At 63.1% G+C, this 24,442-nt stretch carries 18 protein-coding genes; 8 read left to right on the top strand and 10 right to left on the bottom strand.

What is annotated here, in order from left to right; all coding sequences use genetic code 11:
* Positions 1-144: 144 nt before the first annotated feature.
* On the top strand, positions 145-2,049 hold the full coding sequence (locus HWY05_RS21975; RefSeq protein ID WP_176059624.1) for a propionate--CoA ligase: 1,905 nt from the start codon (positions 145-147) through the stop codon (positions 2,047-2,049).
* Positions 2,050-2,118: 69 nt separating this feature from the next.
* On the opposite strand, the gene HWY05_RS21970 is transcribed toward HWY05_RS21975, so the two are convergent.
* The 5 genes from HWY05_RS21970 to HWY05_RS21950 all read right to left on the bottom strand — a co-directional run bounded on the left by HWY05_RS21970 (position 2,119) and on the right by HWY05_RS21950 (position 7,590).
* Positions 2,119-2,898 (bottom strand): 5'-methylthioadenosine/adenosylhomocysteine nucleosidase, encoded by a 780-nt coding sequence (locus HWY05_RS21970; RefSeq protein WP_176059623.1) that lies wholly within the window; start codon positions 2,896-2,898, stop codon positions 2,119-2,121.
* Positions 2,895-5,249: a UvrD-helicase domain-containing protein gene (locus HWY05_RS21965; protein WP_035546993.1), complete on the bottom strand. Its 2,355-nt coding sequence runs from the start codon at positions 5,247-5,249 to the stop codon at positions 2,895-2,897. Before HWY05_RS21965 ends, HWY05_RS21970 begins: the two co-directional genes overlap by 4 nt.
* A gap of 127 nt (positions 5,250-5,376) precedes the next feature.
* Positions 5,377-6,009, bottom strand: a complete 633-nt coding sequence (locus HWY05_RS21960; protein WP_035546996.1) for an NAD-dependent epimerase/dehydratase family protein — start codon at positions 6,007-6,009, stop codon at positions 5,377-5,379.
* A 79-nt stretch (positions 6,010-6,088) separates the two neighbouring features.
* Positions 6,089-6,751 (bottom strand): YceI family protein, encoded by a 663-nt coding sequence (locus HWY05_RS21955; RefSeq protein WP_176059622.1) that lies wholly within the window; start codon positions 6,749-6,751, stop codon positions 6,089-6,091.
* A gap of 8 nt (positions 6,752-6,759) precedes the next feature.
* The gene (locus HWY05_RS21950) at positions 6,760-7,590 is read right to left on the bottom strand and encodes an SDR family NAD(P)-dependent oxidoreductase (RefSeq protein WP_176059621.1); all 831 of its coding nucleotides are present in this window, start codon (positions 7,588-7,590) and stop codon (positions 6,760-6,762) included.
* 353 nt (positions 7,591-7,943) lie between these two features.
* On the opposite strand from HWY05_RS21950, the gene HWY05_RS21945 reads away from it, so the two are divergent.
* A complete protein-coding gene (locus tag HWY05_RS21945; RefSeq protein WP_176059620.1) occupies positions 7,944-8,525 on the top strand; it encodes a TetR/AcrR family transcriptional regulator in 582 nt (193 codons plus the stop codon).
* A 167-nt stretch (positions 8,526-8,692) separates the two neighbouring features.
* On the top strand, positions 8,693-8,920 hold the full coding sequence (locus tag HWY05_RS21940; protein ID WP_035549249.1) for a sulfurtransferase TusA family protein: 228 nt from the start codon (positions 8,693-8,695) through the stop codon (positions 8,918-8,920).
* Positions 8,921-9,062: 142 nt separating this feature from the next.
* Here the strand turns inward: HWY05_RS21940 and galU are convergent, their stop codons facing one another.
* The 5 genes from galU to HWY05_RS21915 form a co-directional block, all read right to left on the bottom strand.
* Positions 9,063-9,944: a UTP--glucose-1-phosphate uridylyltransferase GalU gene (gene galU / locus HWY05_RS21935; RefSeq protein WP_035547003.1), complete on the bottom strand. Its 882-nt coding sequence runs from the start codon at positions 9,942-9,944 to the stop codon at positions 9,063-9,065.
* 84 nt (positions 9,945-10,028) lie between these two features.
* On the bottom strand, positions 10,029-12,926 hold the full coding sequence (locus tag HWY05_RS21930; RefSeq protein WP_176059619.1) for a valine--tRNA ligase: 2,898 nt from the start codon (positions 12,924-12,926) through the stop codon (positions 10,029-10,031).
* A gap of 844 nt (positions 12,927-13,770) precedes the next feature.
* Positions 13,771-14,799 (bottom strand): Gfo/Idh/MocA family oxidoreductase, encoded by a 1,029-nt coding sequence (locus HWY05_RS21925; protein WP_176059618.1) that lies wholly within the window; start codon positions 14,797-14,799, stop codon positions 13,771-13,773.
* Positions 14,799-15,815: an inositol 2-dehydrogenase gene (iolG, locus tag HWY05_RS21920; protein ID WP_035547010.1), complete on the bottom strand. Its 1,017-nt coding sequence runs from the start codon at positions 15,813-15,815 to the stop codon at positions 14,799-14,801. Before iolG ends, HWY05_RS21925 begins: the two co-directional genes overlap by 1 nt.
* Positions 15,808-16,689: a MurR/RpiR family transcriptional regulator gene (locus HWY05_RS21915; RefSeq protein ID WP_111934846.1), complete on the bottom strand. Its 882-nt coding sequence runs from the start codon at positions 16,687-16,689 to the stop codon at positions 15,808-15,810. The genes iolG and HWY05_RS21915 overlap by 8 nt, the downstream gene beginning before the upstream one ends.
* A 277-nt stretch (positions 16,690-16,966) precedes the next feature.
* On the opposite strand from HWY05_RS21915, the gene HWY05_RS21910 reads away from it, so the two are divergent.
* The 5 genes from HWY05_RS21910 to iolD all read left to right on the top strand — a co-directional run bounded on the left by HWY05_RS21910 (position 16,967) and on the right by iolD (position 24,435).
* Positions 16,967-18,013, top strand: coding sequence for a sugar ABC transporter substrate-binding protein (locus tag HWY05_RS21910; RefSeq protein WP_035547018.1), 1,047 nt, complete (start codon positions 16,967-16,969; stop codon positions 18,011-18,013).
* A gap of 298 nt (positions 18,014-18,311) precedes the next feature.
* Positions 18,312-19,496 (top strand): ABC transporter permease, encoded by a 1,185-nt coding sequence (locus HWY05_RS21905; RefSeq protein ID WP_176059617.1) that lies wholly within the window; start codon positions 18,312-18,314, stop codon positions 19,494-19,496.
* 35 nt (positions 19,497-19,531) lie between these two features.
* Complete coding sequence (locus HWY05_RS21900; protein ID WP_035547022.1) at positions 19,532-20,338, top strand: ATP-binding cassette domain-containing protein; 807 nt, start codon at positions 19,532-19,534, stop codon at positions 20,336-20,338.
* A gap of 72 nt (positions 20,339-20,410) precedes the next feature.
* Positions 20,411-22,465 (top strand): 5-dehydro-2-deoxygluconokinase, encoded by a 2,055-nt coding sequence (iolC, locus tag HWY05_RS21895; protein ID WP_176059616.1) that lies wholly within the window; start codon positions 20,411-20,413, stop codon positions 22,463-22,465.
* Positions 22,462-24,435: a 3D-(3,5/4)-trihydroxycyclohexane-1,2-dione acylhydrolase (decyclizing) gene (gene iolD / locus HWY05_RS21890; RefSeq protein ID WP_176059615.1), complete on the top strand. Its 1,974-nt coding sequence runs from the start codon at positions 22,462-22,464 to the stop codon at positions 24,433-24,435. Before iolC ends, iolD begins: the two co-directional genes overlap by 4 nt.
* Positions 24,436-24,442: the final 7 nt, after the last annotated feature.

Here is a 24,442-nt window from a genome sequence, read left to right as displayed (position 1 = left end):
ATGGACAACCCGCGTTGTCCGCAACGTCGCGCCTGTTCTATCCTTGTGCGGGACCACGCCCTGCTCCCGCGCCGCGCAAGCCGGCCGCCCGCTTCGCTATCCCGTTCACTCAGGTTCACTCACGCAGCAGAAGGATTGCCGTCGATGACCAGCTACCGCGACTTCCACCGCCGTTCGATCGAGAACCCCGAAGCCTTCTGGCGCGACGAAGCGCAACGGATTCATTGGGAGACGCCGTTCGACACGGTGCTCGACCGCTCGAATCCGCCGTTCGCGCGCTGGTTCAGCGGCGGCCGCACGAACCTGTGCCATAACGCGGTGGATCGTCATCTGGCCGCGCGCGCGCAGCAGAATGCGCTGGTCTATGTGTCGACGGAAACCGGTATCGAGCGGCGCTACACGTACGCCGAGCTGTACGCGGAAATCAACCGGATGGCGGCGGTCATGCGCTCGCTCGGCGTGAAGCGCGGCGACGTGGTGCTGCTCTATCTGCCGATGATCCCCGAGGCGCTGTTCGCGATGCTTGCCTGCGCGCGGCTGGGCGCGATTCATTCGGTCGTGTTCGGCGGCTTCGCGGCGCCGAACCTGGCGGCCCGCATCGACGACGCGAAGCCGGTGCTGATCGTGACCGCCGACGCCGGCGCGCGCGGCGGCAAGGTGATCGACTACACGCCGCTGATGGACGAAGCGCTCGCGCGCGCCACCCACAAGACGCCGCACGTGTTGCTGATCGACCGGCAACTCGCGCCGGAACGGCTGAACGCCAGCTACCTGGTCAGCTACGAACCGCTGCGCGCACAGTTCTACGACGCCCATGTGCCGTGCGAATGGCTCGAATCGAACGAGCCTTCTTACGTGCTGTACACGTCGGGCACGACCGGCAAGCCGAAGGGCGTGCAGCGCGACGTCGGCGGTTATGCGGTGGCGCTGGCGGCGTCGATGGAACACATCTTCCAGGGCAAGCCCGGCGACACGATGTTTACCGCGTCGGACGTCGGCTGGGTGGTCGGCCATAGCTACATTATTTACGCACCGCTGATCGCCGGGCTGACCACCGTGATGTACGAAGGCACGCCGATCCGGCCGGATGGCGGCATCTGGTGGCGCCTCGTCGAACAGCACAAGATCAATCTGATGTTCACGGCGCCGACCGCGTTGCGCGTGCTGAAAAAGCAGGATCCGGCGCTGCTGAAGCAAGCGGATCTGTCGAGCCTGCGCACGCTGTTTCTGGCCGGCGAACCGCTCGACGAGCCCACCGCCGCGTGGATTACCAAGGCGCTCGGCAAACCGGTGATCGACAACTACTGGCAGACCGAAACCGGCTGGCCGATGCTGGCGATTCCGCGCGGCGTCGAAGCGTTGCCCACCAAGCTCGGCTCGCCGGGCGTGCCGTCGGCGGGTTTCAATCTGAGCTTGCGCGACGAGTTGAGCGGCGAGCCCTGTGCGCCTGGAGAGAAAGGCGTGCTGACGCTGGCTTATCCGCTGCCGCCGGGGTGCATGTCGACGGTTTGGGGCGATGACAAACGCTTTGTCAGCACGTATTGGTCGAGCATTCCGAACCAGCAGCTCTATTCCACCTTCGACTGGGGCATTCAGGACGAAGACGGTTACGTGACGATCCTCGGCCGGACCGACGACGTGATCAACGTCGCGGGCCATCGGCTCGGCACGCGCGAGATCGAGGAAGCGTTGTCCAGCCACGCAGCCGTGGCGGAAGTGGCCGTGGTCGGCGTGACGGATGCGCTCAAGGGACAAGCGGCGATGGCCTTCGTGGTGCTGCGCGACGCCGACGCTTATGCGGGCGCAAAAAAACGCACGAAGCTGGAAGCCGACCTCACGGCGACGGTCGACCGTCAACTCGGCGCGATTGCGCGGCCGGCGCGCGTGGTGGTGGTGTCGATGCTGCCGAAGACGCGCTCCGGCAAGCTGCTGCGCCGCGCAATCGCGGCGCTTGCGGAGGGACGTGAGACGGGCGATTTGCCGACCATTGAAGATCCGGCGGCGTTGCAGCAGGTGCGCGAGGCGTTGGACGAGATGGGGAAGGATTAGCGTGCGCTGTGACAAAAAACGCCGGCATGCAGCCGGCGTTGTTGTCATTCATTCCGCGACACGGGTCAGTCAGTGCGCCGAACTCCGCGCTGCTAAAAACCGCGTCAGGATCGCGTTCGAATACGTGCCGGCGATCTCCGTGAGAAACGAGACGAACGACTCCGGCGCGTGATCGTCGGCGGTATCCGAGATCGTGCGCACCACCGCGCACGGCACGCCGTATTCGTAGCAAACCTGCGCGATTGCCGCGCCTTCCATTTCGACCGCGAGCGCGTCCGGCAGCGCGTCGCGCAGCGCTTTGACGCCTGCCGCGCTGGCCACGAACTGATCGCCGCTGATAATCAGGCCGCGATGCACGCGCGGCGCCTGAGTCCCAAACCGCGCCGCCGACACTGCGCCCTCTTCAGCGACGAAGCGTTCGCAAGCCGCCGCGAGCTGATCGGCCAGCGCCGCATCCGCCGCGAAACGCGACACGCCCAGCAACGGCACTTCGAAGCGCGGAAACAGCGGCGACGCGTCGAGATCATGCTGCAGCAGCGCGTTGGCCACGACGATATCGCCGACCCGCACCTCCGCGCCCACGCCACCGGCGACGCCGGTGAACACGACCGCTTCGACCTCGAACGCGTGAATCAGCGCGCTGACCGTAGCCGATGCCGCCACCTTGCCGACCCGCGCCAGCGTCACGACGCAAGGCGCGCCGTGGAAGGTGCCGAGGTGATAGTCGCGCTGACCGTGCGTGATCGTGCGTACGCCGGACTCGGCTCGCATTGCGTCGATCAGATCGCCGAGTTCCTGCGGCAGCGCCGCCAGAATGCCGAGCGGACGATGTGACGGCGCGGCGCTCATTCGACCGCCTGCAATTTGGCGACCGCGAGCGCCAGCCACTTCTCGCCGTGCCGCTTGAATTTGACCTGCGCCTTGGCGTCGACGCCGCCGCCTTCGAGCGCGGTGATCGTGCCTTCGCCGAACTTGGTGTGGAACACCTGCTGCCCGACGCGGAAGCCCGTTTCCGCCGCCCGCTGTTCATTCGCGAAAGCCGGCAGCGGCGCCGGCGTCGACGACGCGGGCCCCGTATAACCCGGCCGCGCGAACCAGTCGCGCCCATAGCCGGCGTTGTCCGACCGGCCGCCGCCCCAGCGCGCGCCCGCCTCGATCTTCGGCGTGAGCCACTTGAGGGTTTCCTGCGGCAGTTCGTCGAAGAAGCGCGAGCGGATGTTGTAGCGCGTCTGGCCATGCAGCATGCGGCTTTGCGCGAACGACAGATACAAACGCTCCTTCGCGCGCGTGATCGCCACATACATGAGGCGCCGCTCTTCCTCCAGACCGTCCGACTCCATCGCGCTGTTCTCGTGCGGGAACAGGCCTTCTTCGAGACCGGTGATGAACACCGCCGTGAACTCCAGCCCCTTGGCCGCGTGCACGGTCATCAGTTGCACGGCCTCCTGGCCGGCTTGCGCCTGGTTGTCGCCCGCTTCGAGCGATGCGTGCGACAGGAAGCCGGCGAGCGGCGTCATCGTGTCCGGGTTTTGCGCCGGATCGGCGATGCCGGGGGCGTCGAACACGACGGTATTCGGGTCGTCGGTGGCGACCGCCAGCTCAGGCGCGGCGCTCGCGCCCGGGCGCAGCGGAATGGACCGCGCCGGCGTGTCCATGCCGTAGCCTTCTTCGCTGACGAACGCCGCCGCCGCGTTGACCAGTTCCTGCAAGTTCTCCAGTCGGTCCTGGCCTTCGCGTTCGTTCTGATAGAACTCGGACAGCCCGCTCGTGCGCACCACGTACTCGACGGTTTCCGGCAGGCTCATCTGCTGCGTTTCCGCGCGCATCTTGCCGACCAGGTTCGCGAACGCGGAAAGACTCGAGCCCGCCTTGCCCGCCACGTACGGAATCGCCGCGGCCATCGAGCAGTTGTACAGACGCGCCGCGTCCGCGAGTTGTTCGATCGAGCGCGCGCCGATACCGCGAGTCGGGAAATTCACGACGCGCACGAACGCGGTGTCGTCGTTCGGATTGTCGATCAGGCGCAGATAGGCGAGCGCGTGCTTGACTTCCTGGCGCTCGAAGAAGCGCAAGCCGCCATACACGCGATACGCGATGCCCGCGTTGACCAGCGTGTGTTCGATCGTGCGCGACTGCGCGTTGCTGCGATACAGGATCGCGACTTCGCTGCGCGACGTGCCGGTGCTGATCAGCGCCTTGATTTCCTCGACGATCCAGCCGGCTTCCTGCGAATCGGTAGCGGATTCGTACACGCGCACCGGTTCACCGTGACCCGCGTCGGTGCGCAGGTTTTTGCCGAGACGTCGCGAATTGTTGGCGATCAGTTGATTGGCGGCGTCGAGAATATGGCCGTGCGAGCGGTAGTTCTGCTCCAGCTTGATCAGATGGCGGACGTTGAACTCGTGTTCGAAGTCGCGCATGTTGCCGACGTTCGCGCCACGGAATGCGTAGATCGACTGGTCGTCGTCGCCGACCGCGAAGATCGAGTTGGTCTGGCCGGCCAGCATTTTGAGCCACGCGTACTGCAGCTTGTTGGTGTCCTGGAACTCGTCGACGAGGATATGACGAAAGCGCGCCTGATAGTGGGCGCGCAGCGGCGGATTATGCGCGAGCAGCTCGAAGCAGCGCAGCAGCAGTTCCGGGAAATCGACCACGCCTTCGCGCTGGCACTGCTGGTCGTAGGCTCCGTAGAGCTCGACGAATTTGAGGTTGAAGTTGTCGGTCGCGTCGACGTCTTTCGGGCGCAGGCCTTGTTCTTTCGCGTTGTTGATGAAGTACTGGAGGTTTTTGGCCGGGTACTTTTCATCGTCGATATTGAGGCCCTTCATCAGACGCTTGATCGCGGACAACTGGTCTGCGGTATCGAGAATCTGGAACGTGGCGGGCAGGCCTGCGTCGCGATGGTGCGCGCGGAGCATGCGATTGCAGAGGCCGTGGAAGGTGCCGATCCACATGCCGCGCGTGTCGATCGGCAGCAGCCCCTGGAGACGCGACATCATTTCGCGCGCGGCTTTGTTGGTGAAGGTCACCGCGAGGACGGTGGCGGGCGACGCCAGCCCGTGCTGGATGAGCCACGCGATGCGGGTGATGAGCACGCGGGTTTTGCCGCTGCCTGCACCGGCGAGGATGAGCGCCGGCTCGTTGGGGAGCGTGACGGCGGCGTGTTGTTCGGGGTTCAGGTTGGCGAGTAGGTCGGGCATTTTTCTCGGAGGAGCGGCAGGTCGGGGGACATTATATGCCCCACGGCGGGCGCGGTTTTTTTGATTGTCCGTCCGGCAGCGGCCCTTTTTCGCGATCCTTCCGGCCGCGGAACCCGGGCCGACACGCTCAGTTCATTTCTTCGGAATAGATCCGACGACAACCCGTTTTTGCAACGACGACTGCGTCGAGTAAGGCCGCAGCAATGGCCTCTGCCGGATTGACGTGGAATTTCCGCGGCAGGATCGGCGCCAGCAGCCGAAGCACCGTCAGCGCCGCGCCCTCCGCGCGCCTCGCTTCATTCCGCTCCCCGCCGATAAGGCTGGGTTGGCAGATCGTCAGCGAGCGGAATCCGATGTCCAGGATGTCCCGCTCGACCTCGCCTTTGGTCCGGTAGTAGAAGCTCATGGACTGAGTCGATGCGCCCATCGCGGTCACAATCGCATACGTCTCCACGCCGGCACGATGCGCGGCTTTGCCGATTGCAACGGGGAGTTCGTAGTCGACATAACGGAACGCTTCCTTCGTGCCCGCTTTGGCCTGGGTCGTGCCCAATGCGCAGATAACCGCATCGGGCCGGTACGACATCAACGGTGGAACCAGCTCGTCGAGGCGCGAGCCGGTCGGGTTCACCAGTCTGTCGTTTGGTGCAAGCGGCGTCCGCGTCGGCGCAATCACCTCGGAAAAGGCGGGATTGGAGAGCGCGAGCTTCAAGGTTCTGCTTCCCACTAACCCGGTCGCTCCCAGCAATAGCAGTTTCATTGTTCACGCCCTCCTGTCCGGGTGTTCGATCCAACGTGAACCAGTCTAAATCGGTTTCGAGTCAGCGAAGACCGAAGGCCTATTGCTTGATACCTTCGAAATTGATCGTCACGTGGACGTCGTCGCCAACATAAGGGACATAGGCCTTCATGCCGAAATCGGAACGCCTGATTATCGTCGTGGCGGTAAAGCCGGCCTTAAATACGTTTGTACCGGTCGTGTCCTGCGCCATGCGATTGAACGTTGTCTTGAGAATCAGCGGTTTGGTGATCCCGAGCAGGGTGAAGTCGCCCTGAATGTCGGCCGTCTTGTCGCCCGTCATTTTGATGTGCGTGCTCTTGAATGTCATGGTCGGAAATTGCGCGACGTTGAAGAACATCGGCCCTTGCAGACTTTTGTCGCGAGCCGCGAAGCCCGTGTCGACGCTGTCCGCGGCCATGGTCACCGTCACCACGCTGCTTTCGGGTTTCGCCGTATCCAGAAGCAGCGTGCCTTTAATATCGTGAACCGCTCCGGTGATTGTCGAGAAACCGAGATGGTCGATCGTGAAAATGGTCTGGGTATGGGCTGGGTCCAGCGCGAACGTGTCAGCCGCGAACGCGGCAGAAAACGGCGCGGCGCTGATCAGGGCGGCCGCACAAAGTGACTTCAATGAAAACGACATGAATAGAGTCCGTCTTGGGTTGAGATCGAGTGTCGATGGAATGTTCGACCATTCGGGTTTTTGATCGACTTCGCACAATCGCGGCGTTAAACCGGTTGCGTGCCGTGAGCTGCATTCGATACGGTTTCCCATTTGTCCCAATTGGCCAGTCGCGCCGCGTAAACCGCCTTGAACTTCGCGATCGTCGTCGAACCGAGCACGAGGCGAAGTGGCGGCTCGGCAGCGTCCACGGCTTGGAAAATGGCCGCGGAGGTGGCGACCGGATCGCCGAAATCCCCGGGTTTGAATGACGCGCGAATGGTCTGGCGGATGGGGTTGTAAGCGTCGATGGCCGGTGGGACTTGCACCGCCGCGCGAAACCCGGTGGTGAAGTGGCCCGGTTCCACGATCGTGACTTTGATGCCGAATGCGGCGACTTCGGCCGCCAGGGCTTCCGACAAGGCTTCGACGGCGAACTTGGTGGCCGTGTACGTGCCGCCGGTCGGGAAGGCAATTACGCCGCCTATGCTCGACACCGTCAGGATATGACCGCTGGCCTGCGCTCGCAGGATCGGCAGCGCGGCCTGAATGACCGAGAGCGTCCCGAATACGTTGGTGTCGAAGCTGGCTTTGGCTTGCTCGGGCTCCAGTTCCTCGATCGCGCCCATATAACCATAACCGGCATTACTCACGATAACGTCGAGGCGGCCAAAATGCCGATGCGCCTGACCGACCGCCTCGAATACGGCATGCCGATCCGTCACGTCGAGCGCTAAGGCCAGAACCGCATCGCCATGCGCGGTGACCAGATCATTGAGCTTGCTCACGTCTCGCGCGGTGGCGACGACCCGGTCGCCGCGTTGCAGCGCCGCCTCCGTCCACACACGACCGAACCCGCTCGATGCACCGGTGATAAACCAGATTTTTGATGACGTCATGTTAGCCACTCCGTTATTTCGACAAAACAGAACTACACTCAGTGCAATTTATCGCACTGAGTGTAGTTCTGTCAAGAAATACGGAGTGTGATCGCTTCGTTCCGGCGCAAGCGCGCGGCGGAGGCATCGGGCGGCTACGGCATAATCAGAGGACGGGAATCGCCCGTCGCCGCCTGCCGGCCACGGACCATGTTCGATTCCGATAGCGATAAAGCGCCCCTGAACCCTTACACCCCCGGCAAGTTCAGACTGCTTTCCGGGTGGAAAAATACTGAATCGCAGCGGCCGTCAGAGTGACCACGATGAGTAACACAGAGAAAATCCCGAACGAGTTGCGCGAACGCAAACGTCAGTTGACGCTCGATCAGATCGCCCAAGCCGGTCTCAAGCTTTTCATAGAAAACGGTTACGAAGCGACGACGCTCGACGCGATCGCCGCGGCAGCGGGCATCTCGCGGCGTACTTTTTTCTATTATCTGAAGTCGAAGGAAGAGGTTCTGCTGGCGCACGAGAGCGGCAACATCCCGCGCCTTCTGCGTCCCACTTTCCTGAAGCAAGCGCCGGAGCAATCGCCGTTCGACGCGGCCCGGAAGACTTTTTTGACCTTGGCGTCGCTGTATGAGACCGAGGAATCGGTCATGGCGGACCGAATCCTGCGATCGATAGAAACGCTTCGGCTGCGCAAAGAAGCGCTTCATATTCAGTTGGAGGCGGTACTGGCCGAGGCGATGTACGAACTATGGCCCGATCCGATCCGGCGACCGGCTTTGCGTCTGGCCGCCATGATGGCGATGGGTACGCTCCGGTTTGCCAAAGACAACTGGCGACTGGACGACGCGGCGCGTCCGTTGACGCACTACATCGACGAGGCTTTCGATCTTCTCGATCAACAGTCGAACCGATGCGCCGAAACGGATCAAGGCGCGAAGGGTTAGTTAGTAAGCATCCGGGCAGGCGCGTCGACGGCAAGCCAAGGCCGACAACGCCGAAGCAACGACAGCCCAGCCCATCGCCGCACGCCCCGACACACCCTGCTGTAGAATTTCACACTTCAGCGTCGCCGCAAGCGACGCGCCGTTCCCGAAGGTCATCGTCGATGCAAATTCAGATTCACAAAGAAGTCGATGCACGCGGCCTGTTGTGCCCGCTGCCCATCTTGCGCGCCAAAAAAGCGCTCGCCGACATGGAAAGCGGCCAGATTCTCAAAGTGCTCGCCACCGACCCCGGCTCGCAGCGCGATTTCGCCGCCTTCGCCAAACAAACCGGCAACGAAATCGTCGAAACCTCGACTCACGACAAAGTCTTCACGTTCCTGATGAAACGCCGCTAACCCGGCAGTCACTCACGCACCGAACGCCCAAACAAAAGGCGCTGTGCCCCGCAATCGCGGGCACAGCGCCTTTTTTACGTCAGTCTGATGCTATCGAGAGGCTAAAACGACCTGCGAACAGGCCAATGCGCCTAACTCTCGTTCAGCCTTCCAGCACCGGCGAACGGGTACGCAAATATTCTTCGAAATCAGCGGCCACTTCCGGATGACGCAACGCGAACTCGACCGTCGCCTTCAGATAGCCAAGCTTGCTGCCGCAGTCGAAACGCGTGCCGTGATACTTGTACGCCAGCACCTGTTCGTCGGCGAGCAACGATTGGATCGCGTCCGTCAGTTGCAATTCGCCGCCAGCGCCCGGTTTCAGCGCGCGCAAATGTTCGAAGATACGCGGCTTCAACACGTACCGGCCCACCACGCCGAGATTCGACGGCGCCACGCTCGGTTCCGGCTTCTCGATGATGCCCGACATCTTGATGATTGAGTCTTCCCACTCCTTGCCGTCGACAATGCCGTACGACTTGGTTTCCTGTGCCGGGATCTCTTCGACGCCAATCACCGAGCTGTGATAGTGGTCGAACACCTCGATCATCTGCGTCATGACCGGCGGCGTGCCGTACAGCAAGTCGTCCGCGAGAATCACGGCGAACGGGTTGTCGCCCACCAGCTTTTCCGCGCACAGCACCGCGTGACCGAGGCCCAGTGCTTCCGGCTGACGCACGTAGAAGCAGTCCACATGGCTCGGCTTGATGCTGCGCACCAGTTCGAGCAGCTTGTCCTTGCCGCGCGCTTCCAGTTCCGCTTCGATTTCGTACGATTTATCGAAGTGGTCCTCAATGGCCCGCTTGCTGCGCCCCGTGACGAAAATCATTTCGGTGATGCCGGCCGCCATGGCTTCTTCCACCGCATATTGAATCAGCGGCTTGTCGACGATCGGCAGCATTTCCTTCGGGCTCGCCTTCGTGGCGGGGAGAAACCGCGTGCCAAGACCTGCTACCGGAAATACCGCTTTTGTAACTTTTAGCATGTGATTACCCTGAGTCCTCTGGTTTAGCTATCAGTCCTTGTCCGCCCGATCACCCTCTGATCACAGGCGGACACGGAGCCCCGATCAGGCGGGCAACCGCGCCAACTGGGCTTGCAGCTTGCCCACCGTGGCTTCGAATTCAGCCCGCCTTTTCTGCTCCTGCTCAACGACTGCCGGCGGCGCCTTCGCAACAAAACTTTCGTTCTGCAATTTGCCGTTGCACTTGATGATTTCCGTGCTCAACCGCGCAATCTCTTTCGACAAACGCTCGCGCTCCACGGCGACATCGATTTCGACCTTCAGGACGAGCTTGTCATTCCCTACGATAGCAATTGGCGCGCCATCTGCCTGGGCGTCCAGCGTTGCTTCGTCCGCGATGATCTGCACTTCCGACAAACGGGCCAGCGCCTTCGCGTACGGAGCGAAGGTACGCAGGCGCTCCGCGTTGCCGGCCGCGAGCAACGGCACCTTGACCGCCGGCGACAGATTCATTTCACCGCGCAGATTCCGGCACGCGTCGATCACCGCTTTCAGATCGGCTGCCCATTGTTCCGCGTCTTCGTCGATCTTCGAAGGCTCGGCAACAGGGTAAGGTTGCACCATGATGGACGCTTCGCCCTCGGCCTTGCCCGCGGGATAACGTCCGGCCAACGGCGCCACTTTCTGCCACAACGCTTCGGTAATGAAAGGAATCACCGGATGCGCGAGGCGCAGCACCGTCTCGAGCACGCGCAACAGCGTGCGGCGCGTGGCGCGCTGCTGGTTCGGCTGACCCGTCTGGATCTGAACCTTGGCGAGTTCGAGATACCAGTCACAGTATTCGTCCCATACGAACTTGTATAGGGCGTTGGCCACATTGTCAAAACGATAGTCGGCGAAACCCTTGGCGATTTCCGCTTCCACGCGCTGCAGGCGCGAGACGATCCAGTAGTCGGCCTGCGAGAAGTGCAGATGGCCGTCCGGGCCGCATTCGCCGCACTGTGCCGGCTGCTCGAAGCCGCAATCGTGGCCTTCGCAGTTCATCAGCACGAAACGGGTGGCATTCCACAGCTTGTTGCAGAAGTTGCGATAGCCTTCGCAGCGCGCGAGATCAAAGTTGACGTTGCGGCCGAGCGTGGCCATGGAGGCCATCGTGAAGCGCAGCGCGTCGGTGCCGAACGCCGGGATGCCGTCCGGGAATTCCTTGCGGGTTTTCTTTTCGATCGATGCGGCCTGCTTCGGATTCATCAGGCCGGTGGTGCGCTTGGCGACCAGCGTGTCGAGGTCGATACCGTCGACGATATCGATCGGGTCGAGCGTATTGCCCTTGCTCTTCGACATCTTCTGGCCTTCGGCGTCGCGCACCAGACCGTGCACGTAGACCGTGTCGAACGGCACCTTGCCGGTGAAGTGCGTGGTCATCATGACCATGCGCGCGACCCAGAAAAAGATGATGTCGAAGCCGGTCACCAACACCGACGACGGCATGAAATGCTTCAGTTCCGGCGTTTCGTTCGGCCAGCCGAGCGACGAGAACGGCACCAGCGCCGACGAGAACCATGTGTCGAGCACGTCTTCGTCGCGCTTCAGTGCACCCGTGTAGCCGGCTGCGGTGGCCTTGGCGCGTGCATCTTCTTCGTTTTTCGCGACGAAGATCTCGCCGTTTTCGCCGTACCAGGCCGGAATCTGATGGCCCCACCAGAGTTGACGCGAGATGCACCAGTCCTGGATGTTTTCGAGCCACTGGTAGTACGTGGAGCTCCAGTTTTCCGGCACGAATTTGATCTCGCCGCTGCGGACCACGTCCAGCGCGGTTTCGGCGATCGATTTACCCGGATTGAAGGTGCCTTCCGGCGCCGGCTTGCTCATGGCCACGAACCATTGGTCCGTCAGCATCGGCTCGATGATCACGTTCGTGCGGTCGCCGCGCGGCACCATCAGCTTGTGCGGCTTGACCGATTCGAGCACGCCGAGCGCTTCGAGATCCGCCACCACCTGCTTGCGAGCGTCGAAACGGTCGAGGCCGCGGTATTTTTCCGGCGCGTTCCCGTTGATCTTCGCGTCGAGCGTGAAGATTTCGATCATGGGCAGGTTGTGGCGCTGGCCGACCGCGTAGTCGTTCAGGTCGTGCGCGGGCGTGACCTTGACGACGCCGGTGCCGAATTCGCGGTCGACGTAATCGTCGGCGATGATCGGCACTTCGCGGCCCGATAGCGGCAGCGTGACGGTCTTGCCGATCAGGTGCGCGTAGCGCTCGTCTTCCGGGTGGACCATCGCGGCGGTGTCGCCGAGCATGGTTTCCGGGCGGGTGGTCGCGACCGTCAGATGGCCGGAGCCGTCGGTGAGCGGGTACTGGATATGCCAGAGGAAGCCGTTTTCTTCTTCGCTGACCACTTCGAGATCGGACACGGCCGTCATCAGTACCGGGTCCCAGTTGACGAGGCGTTTGCCGCGATAGATCAGGCCTTGTTCATACAGGCGGACGAACACGTCGCGCACGGCGGTCGACATTTTGTCGTCCATCGTGAAGTATTCGCGCGACCAGTCGATCGAGGCGCCGAGGCGGCGGACCTGATTCGTGATGGTCGAGCCGGACTGCTCTTTCCAGTCCCAGACGCGTTCGACGAATTTTTCGCGGCCGAGGTCATGGCGCGACACGCCTTGCGCGTCGAGTTGACGTTCGACGACGATTTGCGTGGCGATGCCCGCGTGGTCGGTGCCCGGCACCCACAGGGTGTTTTCGCCGAGCATGCGGTGATAGCGGGTGAGGCCGTCCATGATCGTCTGGTTGAAGGCGTGACCCATATGCAGGGTGCCTGTGACGTTCGGCGGCGGCAGCTGGATCGAGAAGTCTTTCTTGTTCCCGTCGAATGAAGGTGCGGCGTAAGCGCGTTTTTCCCATTCCGGGCCCCAGTGGGCTTCGATGGTGTGGGGTTCGAAGCTCTTGGAGAGGGTGTCGGTGGCGGTGGTGTCGCTCGCGGTGTCGCTCGGGGTCTCGCTCATGGGGCTTTCTGCTGGTGGATGCGTGGAATCTTTGATTATAAGCGGGGGTTGGGGTTGGGCGATTTTTGAGGTTGGTTTTTGGCCTGCTCGGCGCTTGAGTTGTGCTCTCTGCTGCGTTGGCCTTTCCTTGTTGTCGCGGTGGTCTATTAGCGATCCCCCTGTGCGGGGGGGCACCTACTTTTCTTTGCCTGCCGCAAAGAAAAGTAGGCAAAAGAAAGCGGCTCAAACCGCTAACTCTTAAGCGGGTCCCATGGTCCGCGACGGGTAGTGGCTCATCTGGAATCCGTGCCCCCGTACACTCCGCGCTGATGACAAGGCAGTCATTCTTCCGGCGGCGCTGCGCGCGCCGTGGCGGTCGTTCACCAAAACATCGGGACTGGGCGCGCCGGTGGCGGGTGCTCGCCGGAACATCGGGGCTGTGCGCGCCCGTGGCGGGTGTTCGCCGGAACATGAGGGGCTTTCTCAACAACGCCGAAATCAGCAACACATTTTGGCGCATCGCCGAGGCGAAGCCGACGGCTCCCGCCGCGCGCAGAAAAGCCACTGGTTCGAGGTGAACCGTTCCGGCGAGCGCGTAGCGCGAGGCGGGATGAACGATGGCCTTGTCACGAACGCGGAATGCGCGAGAGCACAGATTCCAGATGCACCACTACCGGTGGTGGACCACGAAACCCGCTTAAGAATTGGCGGTTTGAGCCGCTTTCTTTTGCCTACTTTGCTTTGCGGCAAGCAAAGAAAAGTAGGTGCCGCCCCGCACAGGGGCAACGCTAATAGACCACCGTGAACTCAAGGAAAGGCCAAAGCAGCAGGCCAACAACGCAAAGCGCCGCGGCCCAACCACAACCTACAAAACCACAGCCTGCCCGCTCAGAAGCGACTCCCTCAACGCACTCCCAATCCGCGTAGCCTCAACCGCATCAGCGAGCTTAGCGCCGCAGGCACTTCCACCCCGCACAGCGGCAACAAACTCCTTAGCCTCAACCAGAAACGCCTCTTCAAACCGATCAAAAAACGTCGGCGTGCACTCATTCCGGATCCCGGATCGATCGTAAATCTCGACCCGATTCACCGACGGATTCCGCCCGATCGCCAGCGCCCCGCCCGTGCCGATCACTTCGCTATGACTATCGTTCCCATGCGCCTGCGTCCGCGACGCATAAAACACCGCAAGCTTGCCACCTTCAAACTCACAAATCGCGACGCCATTGTCAACGTCGCCAAACTCCCGCAACCCCTCATGCAACGCCACCGCCCCAGCGGCAAACACCCGCGTGGCCCGCGGCTTCCCCAACAGCCACCGCGCGACATCGATATCGTGCACCGTGCAATCCAGAAAAATCCCGCCCGACGTCGCCGCGAAGCGCACAAAAAAACCATCGGTATCGTTCTGATCCGTCGTCTGCGAGCGCACCAGAAACGGCCGCCCAATCGCGCCCGCTTCGATCTTGTCGAACGCATCCCGATAGCTCGGATCGAAGCGCCGCATAAACCCAATCGTCGCCTGCAAATGCGGATACTTCGCCGCCTCGGCCAGCACCCGCTCGCATTCCGCCAGATCCAGCGACAACGGCTTCTCGCAAAACACATGCTTGCCGGCCTGCAACGCATCAATAATCTGTTGCGCGTGCAACGACGACGGCGTCACCAGCCACACCGCATCCACCTCACGATCCGCCAGCAATTCGGCGTAGTCGCTATAAAGCCGCGGCTCGGGCAGCGCCTCACGCGCCCACGCGCGCTCCTCCTCCACCGGACTGCAGGCCGCCACCAGCGCGGCGCCCGGCACCCGGTACGCAAGATTCTCCGCATGGCGCTTGCCCAGCCGCCCCAACCCCACCACACCCAGCCGCAGCCGCCCCGTGTCCGCGCTCATCACAGCGCCTCGCCAAGTTTGACCGCACGGCCCTCGCGCCACGAACGCGTGGCGGCATCGGCAAGTTCAAGCGCTTTCAACCCATCGGCGACGGTCGTGCGCACCGGCTTGCCGCGCGTCACCGCATCGAAGAAATGCGCGATTTCAAGCGCATACGCTGCACGGTAACGTTCGAGGAAAAACGCTTCGGGCACATCGCTCGACACTTCGGTTTTCGAGTACGCCGTGACTTCCGTCGGCCGCACATTGCCCGCCTGCAGCATGCCGGTGCTGCCGAGCACTTCGAAACGCTGGTCGTAACCATACGCGGCACGCCGCGCGGTGTTGATCTGGCACAAGCGGCCGCGCTTCGTGCGGATCGTCACCGCCGTCGAATCAATATCGCCCGCCTCGGCAATCGCCGGGTCGGTCAGGCAACTGCCGGTGGCGTGCAGCGTGTCGGCTTCGTCGTCGAGAATCCAGCGGAAGATGTCGAAGTCGTGAATCAGCATGTCCTTGAAGATGCCGCCCGAATGCCGGATGTAATCGACCGGCGGCGCACCCGGATCGCGGCTCGTCACCACCAGCATCTCCGGCGTGCCGATCTCACCCGCGTCGATACGCGCCTTCAATGCGGAAAACGTCGGGTCGAAGCGGCGCTGAAAACCGATCATGCACACCACGCCCGCGCGCGCCACCGCGTCGGCGCAAGCCCGCGCGCGCTCCAGCGTGAGATCGACCGGCTTCTCGCAAAACACGTGCTTCTTCTGCGCGGCGGATTTCAGAATCAGATCCGCATGCGTGTCCGTGCTCGAACAGATCACGGTCGCGCCGATCGACGCGTCGCCCATCGCGCCGTCTATATCCGCCACCTGCGCGCCATGCTCGGCGGCGAGCGCCGCGGCGGCCTCGCGATTCACATCGACCACATACTTGAGCCGCACGCCCGGCTGTCGCGCGAGATTGGCCGCATGAATCTTGCCGATGCGTCCCGCGCCGAATACCGCTACATCGATCGTCTTTGCCACATCAGTCATCGTATCCTCCAGTGTCTTTGGATTCTTCAACGTTCAATTCGAGCTTGTACGCGAGCGCGATAAACAACGCCTGGCACAAACAGATCGTGCTGGTCAGCGAGCGGAACGCGAACGCACTGCCCTCTTTCACATACAGTTGGGTGGTCGCGTAGCGAGACAGCGGCGACAGTTGGCTATCGGTAATCACCAGCGTTTTCGCCTGATGGTGATGCGCGACGCGCAAGCAATACTGCGTTTCCTTGCCGTACGGCGCGAAGCTGATGGCGATCACCACGTCGCCCTTCTTCACGCTGCGAATCTGTTCGCGGTACATGCCGCCGAAACCGGACACCAGATGCACGCGCTTGGGCGTGTGCTGCAACGCGTAGACGATGTAGCTCGCCACCGGAAACGAGCGCCGCACACCGATCACGTATATGTTGTCGGCCTGCTGCAGCATCTTCACGGCGGCGTCGAACTGCGCGTCGTCGAGGCCGGCTTCGAGTTCTTCCAGCCCGCCGCGCGACGCCGCGATAAATTCCCGCGCCACCGAACCGCCCGACAACGCGCCCGGCTTCTCGTCGATCAGCTTGCGAATGCGCTGCTGATAACTCGGCGACGAACTGCCCTGCCCCGTGTAAGCCTGACGAAATACCGCCTGCAAATCCGAGAAGCCGGAGAACCCGAAGCGCTGCGCAAACCGCACCACCGCCGACGGATGCACGCCGCAACTCGCGGCAATGTCGCTGGTGCGATCCACCATCACGCTCGCGCGGTGCTGTTCGATATACGTCGCGACGTTCTTCAACTGACGCGGCAGCGCCTCGTAGTTTTCCGCGATGCGCTGCATCAATTCTTCGACGCTCGGCAATTCTTCGGTGCTCTCTTCCGCCATGGCTCTCTCTCGGGTGCTTTATTGCAGTGCGGTATCGGCCTGTAAAGCCCGCCACACGGCGTCCTGACGCTGCCGATTATAGGCAGCCACCCCATCAAATGGAACGTATTTTCTATTTTTATTTGTCATGAAATTTTCATTGCAACGCTCAGGAAGATGGCCTAATCTTGGTCGTGAGCGATGGCGCCGAGCTGAACCCGCACGGCCAGGTTTGCGAACGGAAAGCCGCCCGCCAGACGCTCCCTTCAATAACGACAGACCGAGAAAGGTGGAGACAATGAGACTTTGCAAGGGCAAGGGTGCGCTCAGGATTCTGGTGACGGCATTGACGTTGGCGACGGGATTCGGCGCGGCCTCGGCCGCCCGCGCGGCTGACGCCCATTTCGTGCTGATCAGCCACGCGCCGGATTCGGATTCGTGGTGGAACACCATCAAGAACGCGATCAAACAGGCCGACGAGGACTTCAACGTCGAGACCGATTACCGCAATCCGCCGAACGGCGACATCGCCGACATGGCGCGGCTGGTCGAACAGGCCGCGGCGCGCAACTACGACGGCGTGATCGTCTCGATCGCCGACTTCGACGTGCTGAAGAGTTCGATCGCCAAGGTCACGCAGAAACACATTCCGCTCGTCACGATCAACTCCGGCACCGAAGAGCAAAGCGCGCAGCTCGGCGCGATCATGCACGTCGGCCAACCTGAATACGCGGCGGGCAAAGCGGCGGGCCAGAAAGCGAAGGCCGCGGGCATCAAGTCGTTCCTGTGCGTGAACCACTACGCGACGAATCCGGCTTCGTTCGAACGCTGCCGTGGTTTTGCCGATGCGCTCGGCGTCGACTTCAAAACCTCCACGCTCGACGCGGGTCAGGACCCGACCGGCGTGCAGTCCAAGGTGAGCGCGTATCTGCGTAATCATCCGGACACGCAGGCGGTGCTCGCGCTCGGTCCGCTGTCGGCCGATCCGACCATCAAGGCGCTGCAACAGATGGGCCTTGCCGGCAAGCTCTGGTTCGCTACGTTCGACTTCGACAGCGACATCGCGAAGGCGATCCAGGACGGCACGATCCAGTTCGCGATCGATCAGCAACCGTACTTGCAGGGCTATATCCCGGTCGCCGTGCTGGCGATCGTGAAGAAGGACCACACCACCGACCCGGCGAAGATCCGCCAGATCCTGCAGGCCAATCCGAAGTTCAAGGAACGGCTCGCCACTTACGGCCTTGCACCTTCGTATGGGCCGCGCAATATCGGCTCGGGGCCGGGCTTCATCACCAAGGCTAACGTCGACAAGGTGCTGAAGTACGCGGGGCAGTACCGCTAAGCCAGTAATTCGCTAGTTCGCTTAGCCACGCATAGCCTCAACCCGCCGCGGGCATCGCGATCACGACGATCGCCTCGCTCGCGGCCAACAACAATCAAGCGGGGACCGGCCGGATCGATTCGGCCCGGCCGGCACTCGCCCGCCCGTTGTGTTTGACGTGCAGCCTCGTCGCGCTGCACCGGCATGCCGCACAGACCGACGCGACAGGCCGCCACTATTCGCCGCATTTACTTTGCTTCAAACGCCGCACGGGTTGCCGACGACCAGTCGCCCGCCGGCGTATCAAGGAGAGCTTCAAATGGGTGTCGCCAACATTTTTCATCCCCATCCCCGCAAGCAGCCGCCGACCGACCCGCAAGACCCGACGGGACAGGCCAGCACCACGACGGCCGCCAGCGCCGACGAACGCGTACGCCGCGAATCGTGGTTCAAGCATCTGCTGAATCGCCCGGAATTCGCGGCGCTCGCCGGCACCGCGATGGTGTTTATCGTGTTCGGCCTGGCGGCCGGCAACTCGGGCATGTTCAACCTCGACGGCGTGATGAACTGGTCGCAAGTCGCGGCCTATCTGGGCCTGATTGCGGTCGGCGCGTGCGTGCTGATGATCGCCGGCGAATTCGATCTGTCGATCGGCTCGATGATCGGCTTCGCCGGCATGATGGTCGCGCTGCCCACCATGTACTTCCACTGGCCGATCTGGCTCGCGATCATTTTCGCGTTCGCCGGCTCGATGCTGCTCGGCGCGCTCAACGGCTATCTGGTGATGCGCACGCGGCTGCCGTCGTTCATCGTCACGCTCGCCTTCCTGTTTATTCTGCGCGGCCTCACGCTGGCTTTATCCGTGATGTTTGCCGACCGCACGATCATCTCCGGTGTCGGCGACGTCGCGCGTCAGGACTGGCTGGCGCACACGCTGTTTCAGGGTGTCGCGTTCAAAGGTCTGTTCGTCTGGCTCGGCCACCTCGGTCTCGTCAAGATGCTCGACAACGGTGTGCCGCTCGTGCCCGGTATTCCCAAGGTGCTGCTGTGGTGGCTCGGTCTGGCGATCGTCTGCGCGTTCGTGCTGGCACGGACCCGCTTCGGCAACTGGATCTTTGCCGTCGGCGGCGACGCCAACGCGGCCAAGAACGTCGGCGTGCCGGTACGGCGCGTGAAGATCTCGCTGTTCGTGCTGACCGCGTTCTGCTCGTGCCTGTATGCGGTGCTGCAGGTGTGCGACATCGGCTCGGCCGCGGCCGACCGCGGTTTGCAGGCGGAATTCGAAGCGATCATCGCCGCGGTAATCGGCGGCACGCTGCTCACCGGCGGCTACGGCTCGGTGATCGGCGCCTGCTTCGGCGCGCTGATCTTCGGCGTCGTGCAGATCGGCATTACCTACACGAATGTCGACTCGGACTGGTTCCGCGTGTTCCTCGGCGTGATGCTGCTGTTCGCCGTGCTGTTCAACCACTACGTGCGTAGCCGCGTCGCGGCGTCCCGCTAAACCTCGCTAATTTTCGCTAAGGCACGGAGTTCACGATGAGCACCCTCGAACAGACCGAAGGCGACTACATCCTGTCGCTGGAAAATGTCAGCCGCTATTTCGGCAACATCATCGCGTTGAAGGACATCAACATCAAGCTGCGGCGCGGCGAAGTGCATTGCCTGCTCGGCGACAACGGCGCGGGCAAATCGACGCTGATCAAGACGCTCGCCGGCGTGCATCAGCCGAGCGAAGGCACCTATCTCGTCGACGGCAAGCCGGTGCGCTTCACGTCGCCGAAAGATGCGCTCGATCTCGGCATTGCGACCGTCTATCAGGATCTGGCGCTGGTGCCGCTGCTCTCGGTAGCGCGCAATTTCTTCATGGGACGCGAGCCGCAGAAAAAGCTGCTGGGCTTCATCAACGTGATGGACCTCGAACACTGCGCCACCGCCGCACGCGACAAGCTCGCGGAAATGGGCATCAATGTGCGCGACCCGCATCAGCCGATCGGCACGATGTCAGGCGGCGAGAAGCAATGTCTGGCGATCGCGCGTGCGATTCACTTCGGCGCGCGCGTGCTGATTCTCGACGAACCGACCGCCGCGCTCGGCGTGAAGCAGAGCTTCAATGTGCTGAAGCTGATTCACAAGGCGCGCGCCAAAGGTATTTCGGTGATCTTCATTACGCACAACGTTCATCACGCGTATCCGATCGGCGATTCGTTCACGCTGCTCAATCGCGGCAAATCGCTCGGCACGTTCACGAAAGACACCATCAGCAAGGACGAAGTGCTCGACATGATGGCCGGCGGCGCCGAGATGCAGAAGATGATGGGCGAACTCGAAGGCGCGACGATCTGATTGGATCTGATCTATTCGCGTGGGCCCGGTGCCAAGACGCCGAATCCCACGCTCAGCTATTCAGGATTATTCATGGCTCACTCCAGCACACTCAGCGCTAACCCGTCCGGCCCGGCGTCGGGTTCGGGTTCGACCACCGGCCGCTTCGCGCCGGGCCGCACGCGCGACATCGTCTGCCTCGGCCGGCTCGCCGTCGATCTGTACGCGCAGCAGGTCGGCGCGCGGCTCGAAGACGTGTCGAGCTTCGCGAAGTATCTCGGCGGGTCGTCGGCGAATATCGCGTTCGGCTGCGCGCGGCTCGGTCTTGCCTCGGCGATGCTGGCGCGTGTCGGCAACGATCATATGGGCCGTTTTCTCACCGAGACGCTCACCCAGGAAGGTTGCGACGTCAGTCATGTGCGCGTCGATCAGGAACGCCTGACCGCGCTCGTGCTGCTCGGCCTGAAAGACCGCGATACGTTCCCGCTGATTTTCTACCGCGAGAACTGCGCCGATATGGCCGTCGACGAAGCGGATTTCGACGAGGCGTTCATCGCGTCGTCGAAAGCGCTGCTGATTACCGGCACGCACTTCTCCACCGAACAGGTGAACCGCACGAGCCGCCGCGCGCTGGATTACGCGCGCCGCAATCAGGTGCGCACGGTGCTCGATATCGACTACCGTCCGGTGTTGTGGGGCCTCACGGGCAAAGCGGACGGCGAAACCCGCTTCGTGGCAAGCGAAGGCGTTACCGCGCATTTGCAGCGGATTCTGCCGCTGTTCGATCTGGTGATCGGCACCGAGGAAGAATTCCGCATTGCCGGCGGCAAGACCGAACTGGTCGATGCCCTCGCGATGGTGCGCGCCGTGACGCCTGCCACGCTGGTGCTCAAGCGTGGGCCGCTGGGCTGCCAGATCATCGACGGCGCGGTGCCCGCCTCGCTCGACGACGTGCCGATTCAGGGCGGCGTGGAAGTCGAGGTGCTGAACGTGCTCGGCGCGGGTGACGCATTCGCGTCCGGTTTCCTCTCCGGATGGTTGCGCGATCAACCGCTCGAAGCCTGCGCACGCGCGGCGAACGCGAGCGGCGCGCTGGTGGTGTCGCGGCACGGTTGCGCGCCGGCCATGCCGACGCCGGCCGAACTCGACTACTTCCTGCGCGAAGCGAAGGCCGACCCGCAACGTATGCGCCGTCCGGATCGGGACGCGACGCTGGCCCGTTTGCATCGCGTCTCGCCAGCCCGCAAACAATGGGACGAAGTACTCGGCTTCGCGTTCGATCATCGCAACCAGTTCTTCGAACTCGCGCAGCAAACCGGCGCCGACGAAACGCGCATCGCGCAATTGAAAGGCCTGTTCGTCGAGGCCGTTGCGCAGACGGAAAGCGCGTTGGGTTTGCAGAACCGCATCGGCGTCTTGATCGACGACCGTTACGGCCAGGACGCGCTAAACGCGGCCACCGGACGCGGCTGGTGGATCGGCCGTCCGGTCGAGCTGCCCGGCTCCGTGCCGCTGGTGTTCGATCACGGCCGCTCGATCGGCACCTCGCTGATTCCGTGGCCGCAAGACCATATCGCCAAGTGCCTCGTGCAGTTCCATCCGGACGAGCCCATCGAACAGCGTCTCGAACAGGAAGCGCAGTTGCGCGCGCTATACGACGCGACTCAGGCAAGCGGCCATGAACTGCTGCTCGAAGTGATTCCGCCGAAGCACGGCTCGCTGCCGCAGGGACCGGACATTGTGTATCGCGCGTTGAAGCGGTTGTACAACATCGGCATCTATCCGGAGTGGTGGAAACTCGAACCGATGGACGCCGCGCAATGGCAGGCCGTCGACGCGCTGATCGCCGAACGCGATCCGTATTGCCGCGGCGTGGTGCTGCTCGGTTTGTCGGCGGGTGTCGAGCAGTTGAACGAGGGTTTTCGCGCCGCCGCGCAATCGGCAACGTGCCGCGGTTTCACCGTCGGCCGCACGATCTTTCACGAGCCGAGCCATGCGTGGCTCGCCAATGAAATCGGCGACGACGAACTGATCGCGCGCGTGCGCCGCACGTTCGAAACGCTGATCGCGTCGTGGCGCGCGACGCGTGGCGCGAATGCCGCGCAGCACGGCGCGTCGAGCCGCGTTCATCAGGAGCAGGCCGCATGAACCAGCGCGTAATGCATCACGACACGGCGTCCGCCAACGACGCTACCCAGGCACGCCCCGCGGTGTCCGGCACGATCCGCCTGACGACCGCGCAGGCGCTGGTCCGCTACCTCGCCGCGCAACGCGTGCCCACCGAAGACGGCAAAGGCACCGAGACGCTATTCGGCGGCGTCTTCGCGATCTTCGGGCATGGCAATGTTGCGGGGATCGGCGAGGCGCTGTATCAGCACCGCGAGGAATTGCCGACGCTGCGCGCCCACAACGAACAGGCGATGGCGCACAGCGCGATTGCTTTCGCGAAGGCGCATTTCCGCCGCCGCATGATGGCCGTGACGACCTCGATCGGACCAGGCGCCACCAATCTGGTGACGGCGGCGGCGCTCGCGCATGTGAACCGTTTGCCGGTGCTGCTGCTACCCGGCGACATCTTCGTGTCGCGTGCGCCGGATCCGGTGCTGCAACAGGTGGAAGACTTTCACGACGGCGGCGTGTCCGCCAACGACGCGCTCAAACCGGTGTCGCGCTATTTCGACCGTATCGTGCATCCGGCGCAATTGCTCAATGCGCTGCCGCGCGCCGTGCGTGTGCTGACCGACGCCGCGTTGTGCGGTCCGGTCACGCTCGCGTTGCCGCAGGACGTGCAGGCGCAGGCGTGGGATTTCCCGGCGGAGTTTTTCGAGCCGCGCATCGTTCGCTTTCATGCGCCGGCGCCGCGTATTGATGAAATCGAAACCGCCGTCGCGCATTTGCGGCGCGCCAAACGGCCGCTGATCGTCGCGGGCGGCGGCGTGCTCTACGGCCACGCCGCCGACGCGCTGCATCGCTTCGCCACCATGCACGGTATTCCGGTCGCGGAAACGCAGGCGGGCAAAGGCTCGCTGGCGTGGAACGATCCGTTGAACGCAGGGGCGCTGGGCGTGACGGGGTCGCCCGCCGCCAACGCGCTCGCGCACGACGCCGACTGCGTGCTCGCCATCGGCACGCGCCTGCAGGACTTCACCACCGGCTCGAATACGCTGTTCACGCAGGCCGACGTGGTGGCGATCAACGCCAACGCGTTCGACGGCCTCAAGCATCGCGCCCTCGTCGTGGAAGCCGACGCGCGTCTCGCGCTCGACGCACTCGCCGAACCGCTGCAAGGCTGGCACGCGGAACGCCCCTGGACCGCGCGCGCGCACAAACTCGCGGCAAGCTGGCGCGACACGGTGAGCACGCTCACGCATGCGCCGCAACGCGACAGCGTGCTGCCGTACGAAGGCGACGTGATCGGCGCGATCCAGCGCTCGAGTCCGGGGTCGGCGGCGAACGACATCGTCGTGTGTGCGGCGGGCACGTTGCCCGCTGAATTGCACAAGCTGTGGCGCGCCGGCAAACCGGGCGCGTATCACGTCGAATATGGCTATTCGTGCATGGGCTACGAGATTGCCGGTGGCCTCGGCGCGAAGCTCGCGCGACCAGCGCGCGAAGTGATCGTGATGGTCGGCGACGGCAGCTATCTGATGATGAACAGCGAGATCGCGACCTCGGTGATGATCGGCGCGAAGCTGATCGTCGTGGTGCTCGACAATCGCGGTTACGGTTGCATCAACCGCCTGCAACAGGCGTGCGGCGGCGCACCGTTCAACAACCTGCTGGAGGACTGCATGCAAGGTCCGCTCGGCGCGCCGACGATCGATTTCGCCGCGCATGCGCGAGCCCTCGGCGCGCAAGCCGAGCACGTCGCGAATATCGCTGAACTGGAAGTCGCGCTGCAACGCGCACGCGCCGCGGATCGCACCTACGTGATCAGTATCGACACCGACCCGGCCCGCACCACCGACGAGGGCGGCTGGTGGTGGGAAGTCGCCGTGCCCGAAGTGTCGGCGCGCCCCGCCGTGCGCGACGCGCGCGCGAAGTACGACGCGCAGCTCGCGGCCCGCGCCGAATCGGCCGACACCGGCGAGCACGCTGCCCAACCCGACAACGAATAAGGACGTC

The organism is Paraburkholderia sp. BCC1876 (assembly GCF_902833695.1).
Taxonomy (GTDB): Bacteria; Pseudomonadota; Gammaproteobacteria; order Burkholderiales; family Burkholderiaceae; genus Paraburkholderia.
Note: the sequence above shows the minus strand (reverse complement) of the source record. Positions and strands in the feature narration are given on the sequence as shown.

What these genes read in the sequence shown, in the direction of transcription:
- HWY05_RS21975 (WP_176059624.1), top strand. Translation starts at nt 145, where the DNA reads ATGACCAGCTACCGCGACTTCCACCGCCGTTCGATCGAGAACCCCGAA.
- HWY05_RS21970 (WP_176059623.1), bottom strand. Translation starts at nt 2,898, where the DNA reads ATGAGCGCCGCGCCGTCACATCGTCCGCTCGGCATTCTGGCGGCGCTG.
- HWY05_RS21965 (WP_035546993.1), bottom strand. Translation starts at nt 5,249, where the DNA reads ATGCCCGACCTACTCGCCAACCTGAACCCCGAACAACACGCCGCCGTC.
- HWY05_RS21960 (WP_035546996.1), bottom strand. Translation starts at nt 6,009, where the DNA reads ATGAAACTGCTATTGCTGGGAGCGACCGGGTTAGTGGGAAGCAGAACC.
- HWY05_RS21950 (WP_176059621.1), bottom strand. Translation starts at nt 7,590, where the DNA reads ATGACGTCATCAAAAATCTGGTTTATCACCGGTGCATCGAGCGGGTTC.
- galU (WP_035547003.1), bottom strand. Translation starts at nt 9,944, where the DNA reads ATGCTAAAAGTTACAAAAGCGGTATTTCCGGTAGCAGGTCTTGGCACG.
- HWY05_RS21930 (WP_176059619.1), bottom strand. Translation starts at nt 12,926, where the DNA reads ATGAGCGAGACCCCGAGCGACACCGCGAGCGACACCACCGCCACCGAC.
- HWY05_RS21925 (WP_176059618.1), bottom strand. Translation starts at nt 14,799, where the DNA reads ATGAGCGCGGACACGGGGCGGCTGCGGCTGGGTGTGGTGGGGTTGGGG.
- iolG (WP_035547010.1), bottom strand. Translation starts at nt 15,815, where the DNA reads ATGACTGATGTGGCAAAGACGATCGATGTAGCGGTATTCGGCGCGGGA.
- HWY05_RS21915 (WP_111934846.1), bottom strand. Translation starts at nt 16,689, where the DNA reads ATGGCGGAAGAGAGCACCGAAGAATTGCCGAGCGTCGAAGAATTGATG.
- HWY05_RS21910 (WP_035547018.1), top strand. Translation starts at nt 16,967, where the DNA reads ATGAGACTTTGCAAGGGCAAGGGTGCGCTCAGGATTCTGGTGACGGCA.
- HWY05_RS21905 (WP_176059617.1), top strand. Translation starts at nt 18,312, where the DNA reads ATGGGTGTCGCCAACATTTTTCATCCCCATCCCCGCAAGCAGCCGCCG.
- HWY05_RS21900 (WP_035547022.1), top strand. Translation starts at nt 19,532, where the DNA reads ATGAGCACCCTCGAACAGACCGAAGGCGACTACATCCTGTCGCTGGAA.
- iolC (WP_176059616.1), top strand. Translation starts at nt 20,411, where the DNA reads ATGGCTCACTCCAGCACACTCAGCGCTAACCCGTCCGGCCCGGCGTCG.
- iolD (WP_176059615.1), top strand. Translation starts at nt 22,462, where the DNA reads ATGAACCAGCGCGTAATGCATCACGACACGGCGTCCGCCAACGACGCT.